The organism is Rhizobium zaerense, assembly GCF_051810725.1.
Taxonomy (GTDB): domain Bacteria; phylum Pseudomonadota; class Alphaproteobacteria; order Rhizobiales; family Rhizobiaceae; genus Rhizobium; species Rhizobium leguminosarum_I.
The window spans coordinates 34,874-52,191 of the sequence record NZ_JBPWQY020000002.1 but is presented as its reverse complement, the minus strand read 5'-3'; the positions used below and the strand labels follow the sequence as shown (position 1 = coordinate 52,191).

General features: G+C 60.5%; 18 protein-coding genes and 2 pseudogenes. 5 read left to right on the top strand and 15 right to left on the bottom strand.

What is annotated here, in order from left to right:
• Positions 1-50 precede the first annotated feature (50 nt).
• From ACS4RR_RS24665 to ACS4RR_RS24630, 8 genes are all read right to left on the bottom strand, one after another.
• Positions 51-347: a DUF2160 domain-containing protein gene (locus tag ACS4RR_RS24665; RefSeq protein ID WP_003552210.1), complete on the bottom strand. Its 297-nt coding sequence runs from the start codon at positions 345-347 to the stop codon at positions 51-53.
• Positions 347-1,258, bottom strand: coding sequence for a carbohydrate ABC transporter permease (locus ACS4RR_RS24660; protein ID WP_170280653.1), 912 nt, complete (start codon positions 1,256-1,258; stop codon positions 347-349). Before ACS4RR_RS24660 ends, ACS4RR_RS24665 begins: the two co-directional genes overlap by 1 nt.
• A 1-nt stretch (position 1,259) precedes the next feature.
• Positions 1,260-2,126, bottom strand: a complete 867-nt coding sequence (locus ACS4RR_RS24655; RefSeq protein ID WP_162116627.1) for a carbohydrate ABC transporter permease — start codon at positions 2,124-2,126, stop codon at positions 1,260-1,262.
• 2 nt (positions 2,127-2,128) lie between these two features.
• A complete protein-coding gene (locus ACS4RR_RS24650) occupies positions 2,129-3,199 on the bottom strand; it encodes an ABC transporter ATP-binding protein (RefSeq protein WP_456190286.1) in 1,071 nt (356 codons plus the stop codon).
• Between the two features lie 9 nt (positions 3,200-3,208).
• Positions 3,209-4,288 (bottom strand): ABC transporter ATP-binding protein, encoded by a 1,080-nt coding sequence (locus ACS4RR_RS24645; RefSeq protein WP_222385976.1) that lies wholly within the window; start codon positions 4,286-4,288, stop codon positions 3,209-3,211.
• A gap of 41 nt (positions 4,289-4,329) precedes the next feature.
• On the bottom strand, positions 4,330-5,844 hold the full coding sequence (gene glpD, locus ACS4RR_RS24640) for a glycerol-3-phosphate dehydrogenase (RefSeq protein WP_456190285.1): 1,515 nt from the start codon (positions 5,842-5,844) through the stop codon (positions 4,330-4,332).
• A gap of 122 nt (positions 5,845-5,966) precedes the next feature.
• Positions 5,967-6,740 (bottom strand): DeoR/GlpR family DNA-binding transcription regulator, encoded by a 774-nt coding sequence (locus tag ACS4RR_RS24635; RefSeq protein WP_222385974.1) that lies wholly within the window; start codon positions 6,738-6,740, stop codon positions 5,967-5,969.
• Positions 6,741-6,838: 98 nt separating this feature from the next.
• Positions 6,839-7,756: a DMT family transporter gene (locus ACS4RR_RS24630; RefSeq protein WP_260299879.1), complete on the bottom strand. Its 918-nt coding sequence runs from the start codon at positions 7,754-7,756 to the stop codon at positions 6,839-6,841.
• Between the two features lie 73 nt (positions 7,757-7,829).
• Here ACS4RR_RS24630 and ACS4RR_RS24625 point away from each other — a divergent pair, with 73 nt between their 5' ends.
• Positions 7,830-8,759, top strand: a complete 930-nt coding sequence (locus ACS4RR_RS24625) for a LysR family transcriptional regulator (protein ID WP_260299880.1) — start codon at positions 7,830-7,832, stop codon at positions 8,757-8,759.
• 29 nt (positions 8,760-8,788) lie between these two features.
• Here ACS4RR_RS24625 and ACS4RR_RS24620 read toward each other — a convergent pair.
• Both ACS4RR_RS24620 and ACS4RR_RS24615 read right to left on the bottom strand, forming a co-directional pair.
• Positions 8,789-9,276, bottom strand: a pseudogene (locus ACS4RR_RS24620) (GNAT family N-acetyltransferase); the annotation flags it as partial.
• Positions 9,277-9,353: 77 nt separating this feature from the next.
• Positions 9,354-9,875 (bottom strand): DUF992 domain-containing protein, encoded by a 522-nt coding sequence (locus ACS4RR_RS24615; RefSeq protein ID WP_017969341.1) that lies wholly within the window; start codon positions 9,873-9,875, stop codon positions 9,354-9,356.
• Positions 9,876-10,467: 592 nt separating this feature from the next.
• Between ACS4RR_RS24615 and ACS4RR_RS24610 the strand changes: the two genes are divergently transcribed.
• Both ACS4RR_RS24610 and ACS4RR_RS24605 read left to right on the top strand, forming a co-directional pair.
• Positions 10,468-10,716, top strand: a complete 249-nt coding sequence (locus tag ACS4RR_RS24610) for a YMGG-like glycine zipper-containing protein (protein WP_170256981.1) — start codon at positions 10,468-10,470, stop codon at positions 10,714-10,716.
• A 20-nt stretch (positions 10,717-10,736) separates the two neighbouring features.
• The gene (locus ACS4RR_RS24605) at positions 10,737-11,096 is read left to right on the top strand and encodes an EF-hand domain-containing protein (protein ID WP_222387702.1); all 360 of its coding nucleotides are present in this window, start codon (positions 10,737-10,739) and stop codon (positions 11,094-11,096) included.
• A gap of 77 nt (positions 11,097-11,173) precedes the next feature.
• Here the strand turns inward: ACS4RR_RS24605 and ACS4RR_RS24600 are convergent, their stop codons facing one another.
• From ACS4RR_RS24600 to ACS4RR_RS24585, 4 genes and pseudogenes are all read right to left on the bottom strand, one after another.
• The gene (locus ACS4RR_RS24600; RefSeq protein WP_162116620.1) at positions 11,174-11,338 is read right to left on the bottom strand and encodes a DUF1328 domain-containing protein; all 165 of its coding nucleotides are present in this window, start codon (positions 11,336-11,338) and stop codon (positions 11,174-11,176) included.
• 99 nt (positions 11,339-11,437) lie between these two features.
• Positions 11,438-12,028, bottom strand: coding sequence for a hypothetical protein (locus tag ACS4RR_RS24595; protein WP_162116619.1), 591 nt, complete (start codon positions 12,026-12,028; stop codon positions 11,438-11,440).
• Between the two features lie 147 nt (positions 12,029-12,175).
• A pseudogene (locus tag ACS4RR_RS24590) lies at positions 12,176-12,433 on the bottom strand (VOC family protein); the annotation flags it as partial.
• 105 nt (positions 12,434-12,538) lie between these two features.
• Positions 12,539-14,161, bottom strand: a complete 1,623-nt coding sequence (locus ACS4RR_RS24585) for an ABC-F family ATP-binding cassette domain-containing protein (protein ID WP_222387704.1) — start codon at positions 14,159-14,161, stop codon at positions 12,539-12,541.
• A gap of 204 nt (positions 14,162-14,365) precedes the next feature.
• Between ACS4RR_RS24585 and ACS4RR_RS24580 the strand changes: the two genes are divergently transcribed.
• Complete coding sequence (locus ACS4RR_RS24580) at positions 14,366-14,695, top strand: DUF6665 family protein (protein ID WP_032986043.1); 330 nt, start codon at positions 14,366-14,368, stop codon at positions 14,693-14,695.
• A 105-nt stretch (positions 14,696-14,800) separates the two neighbouring features.
• The gene (locus tag ACS4RR_RS24575) at positions 14,801-15,670 is read left to right on the top strand and encodes an aldose 1-epimerase family protein (protein ID WP_260299882.1); all 870 of its coding nucleotides are present in this window, start codon (positions 14,801-14,803) and stop codon (positions 15,668-15,670) included.
• Between the two features lie 45 nt (positions 15,671-15,715).
• On the opposite strand, the gene ACS4RR_RS24570 is transcribed toward ACS4RR_RS24575, so the two are convergent.
• On the bottom strand, positions 15,716-17,305 hold the full coding sequence (locus ACS4RR_RS24570; protein WP_222281244.1) for a DHA2 family efflux MFS transporter permease subunit: 1,590 nt from the start codon (positions 17,303-17,305) through the stop codon (positions 15,716-15,718).
• Positions 17,306-17,318: the final 13 nt, after the last annotated feature.

Below are 17,318 nucleotides of genomic sequence, written 5' to 3'. Positions count from 1 at the left end.
TTCACGTCTCAGGCGGCCAGAAAAGCCCCGGCCGTCTGCATCAGTTTGCCTCACACGTAACGGAATACGCCAACGGCGTAGACAACGGAGAGAGCGAGAGCCCACCAGAGGCTTGATCCAGCGAGACCAAGCCAGGCAAGATGGATAAAGGCGCTGCCGAGCAGCGAAAGGAAAAGCCGGTCACCGCGCGTCGTCTCGAAGCGCAGGATTCCGATCCGGGGATTGCCGCCCGGAGCGGCGTATTCCCAGACCCCCATGCCGATCAGCAGCAATGCGATGACGACGAAGAAAGTGGCCGTCGGCCAGGTCCATGCCATCCATGAAAAATCGGGAAGCGAAAAGCTCATCAAACCCTCCCCAGGGCGAAGCCCTTGGCGATGTAATTGCGCACAAACCAGATCACCAGCGCCCCTGGGATCAAGGTCAGAACACCCGCGGCGGCGAGCAGGCCCCAATCCATGCCGGATGCAGAGACGGTACGGGTCATGGTGGCAGCGATCGGCTTCGCGTCGGTCGTCGTCAGCGTGCGTGCGATCAGCAACTCGACCCAAGAGAACATGAAGCAGAAGAAGCAGGCGACACCTATGCCGCTCGCAATCAGCGGCGTGAAGATCTTCAGGAAAAAGCGCGGGAACGAATAGCCATCGATATAGGCCGTTTCGTCGATTTCCTTCGGCACGCCGGACATGAAGCCTTCAAGGATCCAGACCGCAAGCGGCACGTTGAAGAGGCAATGCGCCAATGCCACGGCGATGTGCGTATCGATGAGCCCAAAGGCTGAGTAGAGCTGGAAGAACGGCAGGGCAAAGACCGCCGGCGGCGCCATCCGGTTCGTCAGCAACCAGAAGAAAAGATGCTTGTCACCAAGGAACCGATAACGGGAGAAGGCATAGGCCGCCGGCAGCGCGGCTGCCACCGAGATCACCATGTTGATCACGACATAGGTGATTGAATTGATGTAGCCGGAATACCAGGCCTTCTCCGTGAAGATCGTCACGTAATTGGCGATCGTCGGGTTATGAGGATAAAGCGTCAGAGAATTGACGATTTCCGCATTGGTTTTGAAGCTCATGTTGACGAGCCAATAGATCGGCAGCAGGAGCACAATGATATAGATCGTCGGAACCAGCCACCACCAGCGCGATTCCTCGCCGCGCCGGCGCATCAGACGGCTGACTTCATCGGCGGAGAGCCCGCTTGCGACACTGGTAACGCCAGAGATTTTTCGGCTCGCTGTCGTTTCGTTGGAGGCGCTCATTTCAATTCTCCGCGTCGTGGCTTGTCATGACGGTGTAGAACACCCACGAAAGCAGCAGGATGATCAGGAAATAGACCAGCGACATGGCAGCGGCCGGGCCGAGGTCAAACTGTCCGAGGGCGGTCTTGACCAGATCGATCGACAGGAAAGTGGTCGCGTTGCCGGGACCGCCACCAGTGACGACAAAAGGCTCGGTGTAGATCATGAAACTATCCATGAAACGCAGCAGTACGGCGATCAGAAGAACGCGCTTCATCTTTGGCAGCTGGATATAGCGGAACACAGCCCAACGAGAGGCACCGTCGATCTTGGCTGCCTGATAGAAGGCATCCGGAATGGAAACGAGGCCTGCATAGCAGAGCAAGACGACCAGGCTCGTCCAGTGCCAGACATCCATTATGATGACCGTCACCCAGGCGTCGAGCGGATCCTGCACATAGTTGTAATCGATGCCGATGGCATTGACGTAATAGCCGAACAAACCAATGTCGTTGCGGCCGAACACCTGCCAGATCGTGCCGACCACGTTCCACGGGATCAACAGCGGCAGCGCCATCAGAACCAGGCAAACCGGCACGCCGATGCCTGATTTCGGCATGTTGAGCGCAATGAAGATACCGAGCGGGATCTCAAGAGCGAGAATGATCAACGAAAAAATCAAGTTTCGCTGCAGGGCGGCCCAGAATCGGTCGGAATGCAGGATTTCGGTAAACCAGTCCGTTCCGTTCCAGAAGAACTGGTTGTTTCCGAAAGTGTCCTGAACGGAATAGTTCACAACCGTCATCAAGGGAATGACAGCCGAGAAAGCCACCAGCACGAGGACCGGCAGAACCAGAAACCAGGCTTTGTTGTTCCAGGTTTTTTCCATGATTAAGCCTCCGGTCCGGCGCGCCAGGAGTCGGCATAGATACTGATGCCCGATGGCTCGAAGGTCACCCGGGGATCAGCCGGAATTTCCTCGTCCTCAGGAACGATGACTGCGATTGGCTGGCCGGCAAATTGCGCGCGGACGATCTTCTGCCGGCCGATATCTTCCACTTTGCTGACCGTCACAGGCATACCCTCGCGGCCGACCCGGATAAATTCGGGCCGGATGCCAAGCTCTACCTTGGACGCCGACGAAGTCTTTGGCGCATAGTCGAGCGACAGCGCGTGCTCGCCGACCCGAACCGTACTGCCCTCTACCTTGGCCGGCATAAAGTTCATGCCCGGCGAACCGATGAAGTAGCCGACGAAGGTATGGCTTGGACGCTCGAAGAGTTCGGTCGGAGTGCCGATCTGCACGATCTCGCCGTCGTACATCACAACGACCTTGTCGGCGAAGGTCAGCGCCTCCGTCTGGTCATGCGTGACATAGACCATGGTAAAACCGAACTGCTTATGCAGCCGCTTCAGCTGCGATCGCAGCACCCATTTCATATGCGGATCGATAACAGTGAGCGGCTCGTCAAAGAGAATCGCGTTCACATCCGAGCGCACGAGTCCGCGGCCGAGCGAAATCTTCTGCTTTTGGTCCGCAGTCAAGCCGCGCGCCCGCCGCTTGGCCCAGCCGGCAAGATCAATCATCTCGAGGATCTCGCGGACGCGCCGGTCGACTTCCGCCTCGGCCACGCCGCGGTTGCGCAGAGGAAAGGCGAGGTTGTCGTAAACCGTCATCGTGTCGTAGATGACCGGAAACTGGAATACCTGCGCGATATTTCGCTGCTGCGTCGGCAGGTTGGTAACATCCTGCCCGTCGAAGAGAATCCGTCCTTCGGAAGGCTGAATGAGGCCGGAAATGATATTGAGCAGCGAGGTCTTTCCGCAGCCCGAAGGCCCGAGCAGCGCATAGGCGCCGCCGTCGTTCCACTCGTGATGCACTTCCTTGAGAGCGTAATCCTTCTCGCTCTTCGGGTTTGGCCCATAGGCATGGCGAATATGATCGAGGGTGATACGTGCCATGATCTTCTCCTAGCCCCCTTGCCTGGCTGTGGTGATCGCCCGGCCGTCCGCGCCGAACGCCATCAGGTGACGCGTATCGATGAAAACGGAGATGTCCGTATCCGGGTCGATATTGTGGATGCCGTGCGCAAGCATTACCCAGCGGGTGTCGGCAAATTGCAGGTGGACGAAACTTTCCGACCCGGTGATCTCCGAAACCTGCGTCCTTGTCGTCATCCGCGCTGAACCAGCCGTCTGGGCGGTTGGTGCAAGATGATGCGGGTGAAACGCGATCGTTGCCGGCCCGTCCGGCACATTCCGAAGATGCGGCGGCACTGCAAGAAGCAAAACGCCATCGCGCAGGAAGTTGCCTTCCGATTTGACCAGATCAATGAAATTCAGCGGCGGATCGGCAAAGGTTTTCGCCGTCGTCAGATCGAGCGGATGACGATAGACCTCGACCGTCGGGCCAAACTGGGTGATCCGGCCCTCGCTGAGCGCTGCCGTATTACCGCCCAGCAACAAGGCTTCGGAGGGTTCGGTCGTGGCATAAACGAAGATTGCGCCGGACTGCGCGAAGATGCGCGGCAATTCCTGCCGCAGTTCCTCACGCAGCTTGTAATCGAGGTTGGCAAGCGGCTCGTCCATCAAAACGAGGCTCGCATTCTTCACGAGTGCACGGGCAAGCGCCGTGCGCTGCTGCTGGCCACCCGAGAGGTTGAGCGGCGTGCGATCGAGATAAGGCCCGAGTTTCAGAAGTTCGGCGGCCTTGCGCACCTCCAGATCGATGGTCTTGGCATCCTTGCCGGCAATCCGCAGCGGCGAGGCAATATTCTCGTAGACCGTCAATGCCGGATAATTGATGAACTGCTGGTAGACCATCGCGATGTTGCGCTTCTGGACAGGCATACCCGTCACGTCAGCGCCATCAAAATGGATCGTACCGGTCGTCGGCCGATCAAGGCCGGCCATCAGACGCATCAACGAGGTCTTGCCCGACAAGGTCGGCCCAAGCAGAACGTTTAGCGTTCCTCTTTCAAAAACAAGATCGGTTGGGTGGATATGATAGTCTCCTCCCACCATCTTTGCGGCCTTCCGCAGTTCCAGCATTCCTGTTCCCGTGCCTCCACGCAGCGGGGACCACACGCCGCCTATCCGACCATCGCCGGTATGGCAGCCATGTACTCCTCCAGTGACTGGGCCTGCTCCTTCGAAAGGCGCAGACCATCCTTTGTTCTCCTCCACAGCACGTCTTCAGCGTGCCGGGCCCATTCATGTTTGACCAGATAGGTTACCTCGGCCTCGTAGAGATCGCCGCCGAACAGCCGTCCGAGATCGTCGAGGCCGCGGGCTTCGCCGAGCAGCATCTTGGTCCTGGTGCCGTAGCGGCGCACCAGCCGGCGGGCATGCCGATCTGCGAGGAACGGATAATGCCGTTTCAGGTCGGCGACCTCGGCATCGTAACCCCGGACCGGGAAGTCGCCGCCGGGCAGATGGCTTTTCGCCGTCCACGGGGCGCCCTTGACGCCGATCGCAGCGCCGATCTTCTCCAGCGCATGTTCGGAAAGCCGGCGATAGGTGGTGAGCTTGCCGCCGAAGACGTTGAGCAGCGGCGCGGCATTTCCTTCGCCCTCCAGCTTCAACACGTAGTCGCGCGTCGCCTCCTGCGCCTTCGAGGCGCCGTCGTCATAAAGCGGCCGGACCGCCGAATAGGTCCAGACGATATCCTCCGGCCCGACCGGCTCCTTGAAATATTCCGACGCCGCATTGCAGAGATAGACCGTCTCCTCCTCCGAAATCCTGACATCCTTGGGATCGGCGGTGTAGTCGCGATCCGTGGTGCCGATCAGGGTGAAGTCGCCCTCATAGGGGATGGCGAAGATGATGCGGTTGTCGGGATTCTGGAAGAAATAGGCGCGCGGATCGTCGAATTTCTTCTTCACGACGATATGGCTGCCCTGGACGAGGCGGACATGGTGGGCTTCGTTTTGGCCGAAAGCAGAACGTATGACATGGTCGACCCAGGGACCGGCGGCATTGACCAGCATACGAGCCTGATGGCTATCGTTGCGGCTGGCGACCGTGTCGGTGGTCTCGATATGCCACAGACCGTTCTCGCGCCTTGCCGACACCACCTTGGTGCGCGGCATGATGGTCGCGCCCTTGTCGGCGGCATCGCGGGCGTTCAGCACCACCATGCGGGCATCGTCGACCCAGCCGTCGGAATATTCAAAGGCCTTTGAAAACAGCGCCTTCAGCGGCTTGCCGGCCGGATCGCGGCGCAAGTCAAGCACCGATGTCGGTGGCAACAGCTTGCGGCCGCCAAGATGGTCGTAAAGGAAGAGACCGAGCCGGATTAGCCAGGCCGGCCGGATGCTGCCCTTGTGGTAAGGCAGTACGAAACGCAGAGGCCAGATGATGTGCGGCGCCATCGCCCAGAGGATCTCGCGCTCCATCAGCGATTCTCGCACCAAGCGGAACTCGTAATGCTCGAGATAACGCAAGCCGCCATGGATCAGCTTGGTGGCGCCCGACGAGGTACCCGAGGCGAAATCGTTCATTTCCGCCAACGCCACCGAATAGCCGCGCCCGACGGCATCGCGCGCGATGCCGCAGCCGTTGATGCCGCCGCCGATGACGAATATGTCGTAAATCTCCCGGCCCAATATCCCCTCCGAGCCCACTCCAAATTTCGCATCGCACAAAACTTGCGCAATTGCGAAAGCAACATCAGTTAAAACGAAAGAGATCCGAATGTCAAACGAATGTTTGGCGGGGAGATGGTCGTCTAGCGAAATCTGCTGTTGGTTTCGATCAGCTTCACATTGTTTTCGAGGCAGAGATTGCGGATCGACGGCACCGGACAGTGATCGGTGATGAAGGTATGAACCTGGGAAAGCTGGCCGATCCTGACTGGTGCGGTGCGTTCAAACTTCGTCGAATCGGCAACGAGAATGACATGTCGGGCATTGGCGATGATTGCCTGAGCGACCTTCACTTCGCGAAAATCATAGTCAAGAAGCGCACCGTCGATGTCGATCGCAGACGCGCCGATCACGGCGTAGTCGACCTTGAACTGGCGGATGAAATCGACGGCCGCCTCGCCGACGATCCCGCCGTCCGCACCGCGCACGACCCCGCCTGCGATTACCACCTCGATCGCCGGGAAAAGGCGCAACCTATTGGCAACGTTGATATTGTTGGTGATTACCATCAGCTCGTGATGGTTGGCGAGCGCCTCGCCCACCGCTTCTGTCGTCGTTCCGATGTTGATGAAGAGCGAGGCGCCGCTCGGGATGAGCTCGACCGTCGCAATGCCGATTGCCTGTTTCTCGGAAGCGGCGATCTGGCGGCGCGCTTCGTATTTGACATTCTCCGTCCCACTCGGGAATGTGGCGCCGCCATGGATGCGCGTCAGCAGCTGCGCATCGCAGAGATCGTTCAGGTCCTTGCGGATCGTCTGGGGCGTCACCGAAAAGCGGGAGGCGAGCTCCTCGACTAGAACCCTGCCGCTCGATTTCGCAATCGCCACGATTTCAATTTGCCGGTCGGTCAAGAACATCAGCGCGCGCCTTTCGATCTGCCTTCGTTTTAAAGAAAGCGAACCGCAGCGCAATGCCTAACTGGTACCGGGCAGCCTTCCCCGCCCGAATCCGACGCTTACCGCTTCCGCATCACGTTGACGACCAGCACGCCGAAGATTGCCATGACGCCACCGACCGCGCCGAGCACCGTCGGCGTTTCGCCCAGCCAGACGAACCCGATCAGCGTGGCAACCGGCGGAACGCCATAGAGGAAATTCGAGGCGCGGGCGGCGGTCAACCGCTTCAGGGCGATCGCCCAGGTGAAGTAGCCGATCGCGGTTGGGAAGATGACGAGATAGGCAACGCCCCAGTTCACCTCCGCCGGTGCGGCGGCCAGCGCCTGGATCGTCGCCGGAACGGCTGGAAACAGCGGCACGGAACCGATCATCAGGATCCAGGCAGTGACGGCAAGCGCCGGCAGCCGCCCGAGCAGCGGCTTCTGCAACACGCTGGCGATCGATGAGCAAAGCGCTGCGCCAAGGATGAGGACGGCATTTGGATCGAGCTTGAAACCTCCGTCGGAGGCGACTGCAATCAGCGCCACGCCGCCGAAGGAAATCGCGGTGCCCGCCCAGCCCCATCGGCCGAAGCGCTCGCCGAGCGCGAATGTGGCAATGAGGGCGGTGAAAACCGGCATGGTGTTGATGATGAAGCTCGCCGGTCCTGCCGCAACGGTCTGCTCGCCTGTGTTCAGCAGAACCGCATAGGCAGCAATGAAAAGCACGGCGGCAACGGAGAGGCGAACGAAATCGCGTTTTTCCGGCATCGGCCGGTAGATAACGAGATAGACGAGCGCGATGACACCGGCTGCCACATAGCGGGCCGTCGCCAGTTCGATCGGCGTCAGCGGTCCGAGACAGATACGGATCACCACGAAGGAGGACGCCCAGAAGAGGATGGTGACGAGGATCGCCACAAAGGCCACCAGATCAAACCCGCCTTGCTGTTTCGTCGAAATCGGTGCGCTTGCCGCCATGCTCATTTTCGCCTCCATATGTTCCTGCGACAGTGGATTAGGTCTTCGAGGCGTGCTTGAAAAGCATCGCAATCGATGATCAAATGTGCGTATGGTTCACAGCTCGCCAGTGCTTCCGCCGCTCGATACGCTCGAGACCTTTGCCCGCGCCGCCCGGCTCGGATCGTTTTCGGCTGCAGCCGAGGAAAGCGGCATCACCCACGGCGCGGTGTCGCGACAGGTCTCGCGCCTGGAGCGCTGGATGGGCGTACGGCTGTTTGCGCGCGAAGCTCGGGGCGTGCGCCTGACGCCGGAAGGTATGCGGTTCTTCGCGCGGGCGGAGGAAGCGCTCGCGCTGCTCGGCAACAGCGGCGAGCGCTGGCTGCCTCGTCGCAACAAGGCAGTGGTGCGCCTTTCGGTGACGCCCTCCGTCGCCTCTCTATGGCTGTTTCAGCGCCTGCCGAAGCTCGAAGGAAACGAGCTGCATGTCGAGCTGACGCTCGAACACCGGCTGGCGGATTTCGGCGAAGGCACGGATCTTGCCATTCGCTGCGGCAAGGGGCCGTGGGCCGGCGTGCGTGCCCTGCCGCTCTGGCAGGAGAAATCGTTTCCGATCGCCGCCCCGATGCTGGCGGACCGGCTCGGGCAGCGCTCCGATGCCTTTTCGCTGCTCGAGATGCCGATCTTGCATGATTCGAATATTGAAGGCTGGCGCCGCTGGCTCTCCCCTGAGGGTGTCGACTACACGCCGCGCGGCCACGACCGGCGCTTCGAGGACTACAATCTGGTGATCGATGCCTGTGCACAGGGGCTCGGCATCGCGCTCGCGCGCCCGCCGCTGTCGGATGCCGCGCTGGCCATCGGGCGCGTTGTCGCTGTCTCGGAGCGGACGCTCGATTACCATGTGGCTTTTCACCTGATTAGACCGGACGATGCGCTTAGAAGCCCTGCCATCGAATTCGCCAGCCGCTTTCTGCGCGAGGCTGGCCATGATGAGGCAACGATCGCCGCCTTTGTCGCACCTGGTAGGGTGAAAGCGTAGGAAGCCCAGCCGCGGCTCCGGCGATCATACTCCGGCGAAAACTTCAGGGGCATTTCCTTCACCAGTTGGAAACCAGCGGCCCCATAGATGGGTAAGCCTGGATCCGGGGCATGAATGACGGCGGCGGTGCAGCCAATCGACCTCAGATAGTCGACAGCCTTGTTGGTCAGCGCCAGTGCGATTCCGCGCCGGCGGAAAGCGTCTCCGACATAGACGGACCAGATGTAACCGTGCAGCCGCCGCTCCGGCCGGATGACCTCCGGAAACGACGATTGGTGCAGCTGGCAGGATGCGGAACCCGGCGATGGCCCTGTCGATGATGGCAAGGAACGAGGTCAGCCGGCGCTCTTCGCGACCGTCTGATGAACGACAAGATCCGCGCCGCCGCATCAGGCCTGTAGTGTTCCGGTGGTGTGCCGTAGCTCTCCCAGATATTCAGATAGTGCCCAACCAGGATCTCGTCCTCGCCGGGCGTTGCCATTCGAATATCCATGATGTCGTGATCCGGCTTGGGCATGCGAGGGCGCGAAATCGCTCCTCAGAAGAGGTGGCGCCCCCTTGCCGCCATGCGGCGGGAGGCGCCAAAAAGGCATATCAATTCGCTGCCGTCAGCGTCATCGAGGCACTGCCGGCCGCAACGTTGAGGCCGAGCTGACCGGTCAGGCTGACCGTCTGCAGATGGATCGAACCGGAGGTGCCGCCAACCAGGAGATTAGCGCCGACACCAGCGCCGAGCGTCGCTTCGGCTGTAGCGCCGACATAGAGGCCGGCGAGCGATCCGCGGTGATAGCCGGCCGTCGGCGCGAACACCGCCCAGATCAGGCGGCTGCGCGTGGTGAAGCCAATGTCGATGCCGAGCTTTCTCACTTCGCCGGTATAACGATCCGAAAGTTCGTTGCCGACGGTCGACTGGAAGATGCAATCAGCTTCCTTGGATGAACCAAGCACATAACCCGTGCCGCCACCAATATCGCAGGTGAGGTAGCCGATTTTCACGCCATTGCGCAGGTCCGGCTCTTCATATGTCCTCGTGACGAGGTCAGCGGCATTGACCGCCCCTGCGCCGACAAGCGTCAACGATACCGCGGCAAACGCCGTCGCAACAATTTTCTTCATAAGTCTCTCCTTCTCAAATCGTGACGGGAGCATACCCGGCTACTCGCCACCAGATTCGGCAACAGATAACGGACGGAACCGCAAAACGGATCCCGAACCGGCATCATTTACGCATCGCATGTCGAAGCGCGTGGGAGGGCGCAAGCGACAAACACGCTTACGGTTCAGCCCCCTTTGGGACATTTCGAAGGCATCTTTTCGCGTCATCCGGTTATTTAACGATGTTATCAGCGATGGTTGCCGGAAAGGCACGATCCCGAGCGCTGTCAACTCTCAACGAGCGGTATTATGCACATCGCAGGCACCCCTATTTGCGTAGACGATCGATGATCGCGTAGGTTGCCATGCCATATAGATATCTGTACTATTTTTGAAATACTCTCCATGCGGCACTGTAACTGGAGAGGAAACGGCATGATGTCTTGGCATTGCCGCAGAATTTCCGCTTGCTTTCCGGAATTATGCTTCTGTTCGAACAGAAACTAAGTTTGAATTTGAGAAATATAATCAGGCGATATTTTCTCGGGGGCCGGACAATCGTACGCCCGCCGATCTCTATTGGAGATGGCGGGCAATCTATCGGGAGGGAAAGATGGGCATAAGCAGGACAAATATCATACTGGCGGGATGCCTTGCCGTCTCCGCCTGCCAGTCCGGGCCGACGTCGCAGGCCGTCTCGGATCGTAATTCCGAATTCGGCTGCATTGCGGGAACCGTCGGCGGCGCGATTGTCGGCGGCTTGATCGGCAGCACGATCGGCGCCGGAACCGGGCAAGTGCTTGCTATCGGCGCCGGCATCGGCGGCGGCGGTTACGTCGGCAACCGTCTGGCTTGCCGCTAATTGGAGAGGGATAACAAGCGATGAAGACCTTGGCTTTGGTGACCACATTCATACTGTGCCAATGCGTTGGGGCAGTGGCGCAACAACAGCAACAGCCTGGATCGATGTATCAGGGCCAGATGGATCGGCTTGACACGAATACCACCAAGACCGTCGACCGATCAGAATACGAGACCTTCATGGGCACGGCTTTCGGAAGTCTCGACAAAAACAAGGACGGCAGCCTGCAGTCCGATGAGACGGTGCAGATTCTGACGGTCGCGCAATTCACTTTGACTGACGCGAACCACGACGGCCGCATCAGCCGCAGCGAATTCATGCAGCGGGTGATGGCGGATTTCGCGACAGCCGACCACGACCGGGACGGAAACCTTCAGTGACGGAGGCGTCAAACCGGATGTGGCAATGAAGAAAAACCCGGCAATGTTCGCCGGGTTTTATGCTCGATTTGTTCGCACTAGGTTCTTCTCATCAGTTGCATAACGAGCGAGACGACGAACAGCACCAGGAAAATGAAGAACAGAACCTGGGCAATGGAAGCTGAAGCCCCTGCGATGCCGCCAAATCCGAGGACGCCGGCAATCAAGGCCACGACGAGAAACACGAGAGCGTAATAAAGCATCGCAATCTCCTTGTACGTTGCTGCGGTGATAACGAAGGCAGCCCCATTTGGTTCCCGTCCGTCTGATGGCCGGGACATGCAGCGTCGCATCAGCTCCATTCAGCCGACGTGAAAGACGCCGCTGTACATTCGGTCGCCTTCATTCGGCTCGGGAGGTTCGGCTGCGTCGAGATAGGCCTTGAGCGGCCCGGTTAGGACGAACCAGATGCTGGCTCCCAGCATGAAATAGGCTCCCACCGGATCGTCGATGCGGGCGATGAACGGAAGGCAGGCGGATGCGAAGAGGACGATGATCCGCACCGACCACTCCGCCTCACGTTTAGCGATGGCGCGCGCTCTTAGCGACTTGTATTCCCGGGCGCCGTAACCGCCTTGCCCTGCCTTCACAGCCGAAAGCAGCTTTCGAGCGGACGGCAGCGCCAGCATGACCAGCGCGGCAACACTGAGCGTGAAAGTCTCGCCGGCCATGACCTGCCCGCTCGCGATCAGGAGAAAGGAGAGCACAACGAGATTCCACGTCGGCTCCAGCAGCTCCGGCGGTTGCCGCGTGCGGATATGCCAACTCCGCAGCAAACCCGCCGCGCCGTGCAGTAGCGGCTGATCGATGTAGCGATTGATCCAGTCCATGCCGATGCGCCCGTCCCCGATTGCATGAAGAGGCCTCCGAACACCACGGAATTTGGTCATCATCGTGGCAACAGCCGCCGAATCCGTTCTTTGCGTGGAAGAAGCCGCCTGCCCGTACGGCCGATGACGGCAAAATACGAAGGTGGCATCAGAGTACTGCAACAGCCGTCTAAAGTGCGTCGCTTTAAATCTTTATTTTTGCGCATGTCGTTATCGCAAACCGCTGCACACTTTTGCGCGACATGCTTTGGCGCAATTCCGCGCGACCTCCCAGACATGGCCCGACGGATCGGCAAAAGCCGCGGTGCGGCGGCCGCATGGGCGATCGGTCGGGCCGTTGAGCAGCGCGACCCCGAGTTTGCGCAGTTCTGCAAAAACCGCATCGACGTCATCGACCTTGATCGTCAGCAGCAAGCGTACGCCCGAACCGAGCGCTGACACTGCGACCGGCTCGACCAGTTGATGCGCCTGCGCTGCATCGAGTTGCTTCGAGCGGCCAACCGATATCGCTGGCCGGCTCTCCGCTTGTCGTTCCGACGCTGACGGTTTAGACATGCCGCGCAAAGAAAATCGTCAGCTTCGCAGTCCGGGCGCCTCGTGGCCGGTGCGCGCCACATATTCGGTATAGCCGCCGCCATATTGATGGATGCCCTCGGGCGTCAGCTCCAGTACCCGGTTGGAGAGTGCGGCCAGGAAATGCCGGTCGTGCGAGACGAACAGCATCGTGCCCTCATATTGCGACAGCGCCTTGATCAGCATTTCCTTGGTGTCGAGGTCGAGATGGTTCGTCGGCTCGTCGAGCACGAGCAGGTTCGGCGGATCGAACAGCATGATCGCCATGACCAGCCGCGCCTTCTCGCCACCGGATAGGACCCGGCACCGCTTCTCGACATCGTCGCCGGAGAACCCGAAGCAGCCGGCCAGCGCGCGCAAGGGCCCCTGCCCTGCCTGGGGAAACTGGTCCTCCAGCATCTGGAACACGGTGCGCTCGCCGTCCAATATGTCCATGGCGTGCTGGGCGAAATAACCCATCTTGACGCTGGCGCCCAGTGCAACGCTGCCCTGATCAGGCGCGGTGGAGCCGGTCACCAGCTTCAGCAGCGTCGACTTGCCGGCGCCGTTGATGCCCATGATGCACCAGCGTTCCCGGCGGCGCACGACGAAATCCAAACCGTCATAGATGCTGCGGCTGCCATATTTCTTGTGGACATTCTTCAGGTTGACCACGTCCTCGCCGGAGCGCGGCGCCGGCTGGAACTCGAAGGAAACGATTTGACGGCGCTTGGGCGGCTCCACCCGGTCGATCTTCTCGAGTTTCTTCACGCGGCTCTGCACCTGGGAGGCATGCGAGGCGCGTGCCTTGAAGCGCTCGATGAACTTGATCTCCTTGGCGAGCATCGCCTGCTGGCGTTCGAACTGGGCCTGCTGCTGCTTCTCGTTCTGCGCCCGCTGCTGCTCGTAGAATTCATAGTCGCCGGAATAGGCCGTCAGCGTGCCGCCGTCGATCTCGATGATCTTGGTGACGATACGGTTCATGAACTCGCGGTCGTGCGAGGTCATCAGCAGCGCGCCTTCATAGCCTTTCAGGAATTCTTCCAGCCAGATCAGGCTTTCCAGATCCAGATGGTTGCTCGGCTCGTCGAGCAGCATGACGTCGGGACGCATCAGCAGAATGCGGGCGAGCGCCACGCGCATCTTCCAGCCGCCCGACAGCGCACCGACATCGCCGTCCATCATCTCCTGGCTGAAGCTTAGGCCCGCGAGCACTTCGCGGGCGCGTCCATCGAGCGCATAACCATCCAGCTCCTCGTAGCGCGCCTGCACCTCGCCGTAGCGATCGATGATCTCTTCCATGTTGTCGGCCTGCTCGGGATCGGCCATGGCCGCCTCGAGCTCACGCAATTCCCCGGCAACGATGCTGACAGGACCTGCGCCATTCATCACCTCGGCAACGGCGCTGTGGCCTGCCATCTCACCGACATCCTGGTTGAAATAGCCGATGGTGACGCCTTTCTCGCAGGAGACCTGCCCCTCGTCGGGTTGCTCCTCGCCGTTGATCATCCGGAAGACGGTCGTCTTGCCGGCGCCGTTCGGGCCGACGAGACCGATCTTCTCGCCTCTGTTGAGCGCTGCGGACGCCTCGATGAAGAGGATGCGGTGGCTGAGCTGCTTGCTGATATTTTCGATACGGATCATGGTTTGCGCGGGAGCCTGGAAAGAGATTTTGGCGCCCTTATGCCACGCGTTGACACGGCAGGATAGGCCTGTTTCCCACCCTCTTGATGTCGGGAGCATGATGCTGAAACAGTGAGCGGTTTTCGGACGACATCATGCTCACCTTCTTTAATTTTGGGCCGGATTGGCTAATATTGTGGCTCGCGCCAACGGAGACCTGTGCCAATGAGCGTTCGTCCGCCGCAATCCTTCAGACAATCCGAGCAGGATAGAAACGGCTTCAACGTCCTCGAATACGAGTTGATGTCGGCGCGCGCGGATTCGCTCGGACGGCACGGGCTAAAGGTGGAGGCAGCCCTTGCCGCCCTGAAGGCCTGGGCTGCCGACCGCCAGAGCGCCGAAGACCGCGAGAGGCTTCTCAACGAAGCCTCCGACGCCGTCTGGGCGTTCTTCATCCAGCGTGAGATTTGCGGCTTGCGGAACAACCGCGACGCCATCCAGCGCTACGGCATCCCGAACGAAGTGATCGCGAGATTGGGCGCGATCAGGAAATGACGAGGGCAGCGGCTGGTGTGCTGCCGTCCCGCCCCTCTACTGGGTGGAAATCCCCCGTGCGGAACGGTATGGCTTGGTGCCGCACCAATGCGAAAGGGAAGCGCGATGCCAATCTCCATCCGGATCGGGAATCAGGATCTCACCATCGATGTCTCCTCTCTCGGCGCCGAGATGCAGGCGCTGACATCAAGCGACGGACGCTCGTGGTTATGGACCGGCGACGCAGCCTTCTGGACCGGGCGGTCGCCTATCCTGTTTCCGATCGTCGGCAAGGCGCCTGATGACAAGATCGCGATTGATGGCGCGGTCTATCCAATGGCCCAGCATGGCTTTGCCCGCCGCAGCGAATTCGCCCTTGCTGCCTCCACTGAGACGATGTGCCGGTTCGAACTGGCCGCCTCGGAGGCGACGCGGGCGGTCTATCCGTTCGAATTTCAGCTGGCCGTGGTGCATGCGGTCGAGGGCCGCGCGTTGACTGTCACGGCGGAGGTCACCAATCGCGACCCGAAGCCGATGCCCTTCGGCCTCGGCTTCCATTCGGCCTTCGCCTGGCCATTGCCCGATGCTGCCGGCCGCGACCATATCGTCATGCTCGACAATAAAGGCGAGCCGGCGCTGGTGCGGCTGGGAGGCGGTCTCATCAATCCCGCGCCCCTGCCCTCGCCGTTCGATACCGGCCGGCTGGTGCTCGATCATTCGATGTTCGAGCAGGATGCGATGATTTTCCCTGATGGTGCGGGCGAAGGCCTGACCTATGGCGTCGAAGGCGGCCCCACCATGCACTTCCAGTTCGAAAACCTGCCCAATCTTGCGCTGTGGACCAAGCCGGGAGCGCCCTTCCTCTGCATCGAGCCCTGGCATGGAACGGCCGCGGAAGCCGGCGGCTCCGGCGAGCTATCGAAGAGGCCATCGACCACGATCCTGGCGCCGGGCGCCGTGGCCCGCTTTGCCTTTACGGTCGAAATCCCGCAATAAAAGGCAGCAGAAGGCGCTCGCCGGGAAGTCCGGTGAGCGCTGGTTTCAGTGAGCGCCGGCGCCACCGCCGGCCCGCGGTTTTTGGGTGAGCAGCAGGGCGACGGCCGCAATGGCGAGAACCACGCCAATGACGGCGAAGGTATCGGCAAAGCCGAGGATGAGGGCCTGGCGTTTGACGACCTGACCAAGCGCCACGACGGCTTTCTGGGCGGCGACGGCATGATCGGAAACGCCATGCTGCAGGAAGTAGCCTGTCAATTGGTCGAGACGGGTGCGAACTTCGTCACGGCCGAGCGTCACCGACTGGCCAATGATGTTCGAGTGGAACTGCTCACGTTTGGTCAGCACCGTTCCGAGCGTTGCCGTGCCGACGGCGCCGCCGAGATTGCGCAGCATGTTGGTGAGGCCCGAGGCGGCGGCCGCATCAGAAGGGGCGATGCCGGCGGTGGTGATGGCGGTGATCGGCGTCAGCACCAGGGCCTGGCCGATGGCGCGGATGATATTCGGAATCCAGAACTGGTCGCCTGCGGTATCGGCCGACAATGTGATGTTCATGAAGCAACTGATCGCAAAGATCGAGATGCCGAGGAAGCCGATGTAACGCGCATCGAAGCGCTTCATCATCATCGGCACGAGCGGGATCAGAAGCAGCTGCGGCAGGCCGGTCCAGGCCAGCACGTTGCCGATCTGCTCGGCATTGTAGCGCTGCACCTGGCCGAGATATTGCGGCAGGATATAGACGGTACCGAAGAGGGCGACGCCGACCAGCACGTTGACGGCAACGCCAATGCCGAAGTTGCGCTGCTTCAGCAGGCGCAGCTTGACCAGCGGCTTTTCCACCGTCAGCTCGATCCAGATGAAGGCGACGAGGAAGACGAAGGCGAGGATGCTCAGCTTGACGATGAAGGGCGAGGAGAACCAGTCCTCCTTGTTGCCTTCTTCGAGCACCGTCTGCAGCGCCGAGAGGCCGATCGCCATGCTGATGATCCCCGCCCAGTCGCCTTCCCTCAGCAGGCCGAGCCGCATCGGCTGCTTGTCGAGCGTCAGGGCAAGGGCGACCGCCATGATGGCGCTCGGGATGGCGTTGATGAAGAAGATCGTCTGCCAGCCGTAATTTTCGGTGAGATAGCCGCCGATGGTCGGGCCGATCGCCGGTGCAAAGGTGACCGAGAGCGCGAAGGCTGCAAGGCCGAGCGGCTGCTGGTGCTTCGGCAGCTTGGTCAGCACCATGGTGAAGGCCATGGGGATCAGCACGCCGCCGGCAAAACCCTGCAGGCCGCGCAGCACGATCATCGTGCCGAGATCATGGGCGAAGGCACAGCCAATCGAAAACAGCGGGAAGAGGACTGAGTTGACGAGGATATAGCGGCGGAACGAGAAGACGCTGCTGAAATAGGCTGTCAACGGGATGACGACGATCTCGCCGATCAGGTAGGAGGTCGAGATCCAGGCGCCATTGTCGACGCCTGTTCCGATGCCGCCCTCGATGTCGAGCAGCGAGGCATTGGTGATCTGGATATTGAGGATCGCCATGAAGGCACCGATCATGCCGGCGAGAACGGCGATCCAGTCTCTGGTGCTGGCGCCGGTTTTCGGCTGCGGGACAGCGATGGTTGTTGCTGCGATGGTGGACATGACACGAACTCCT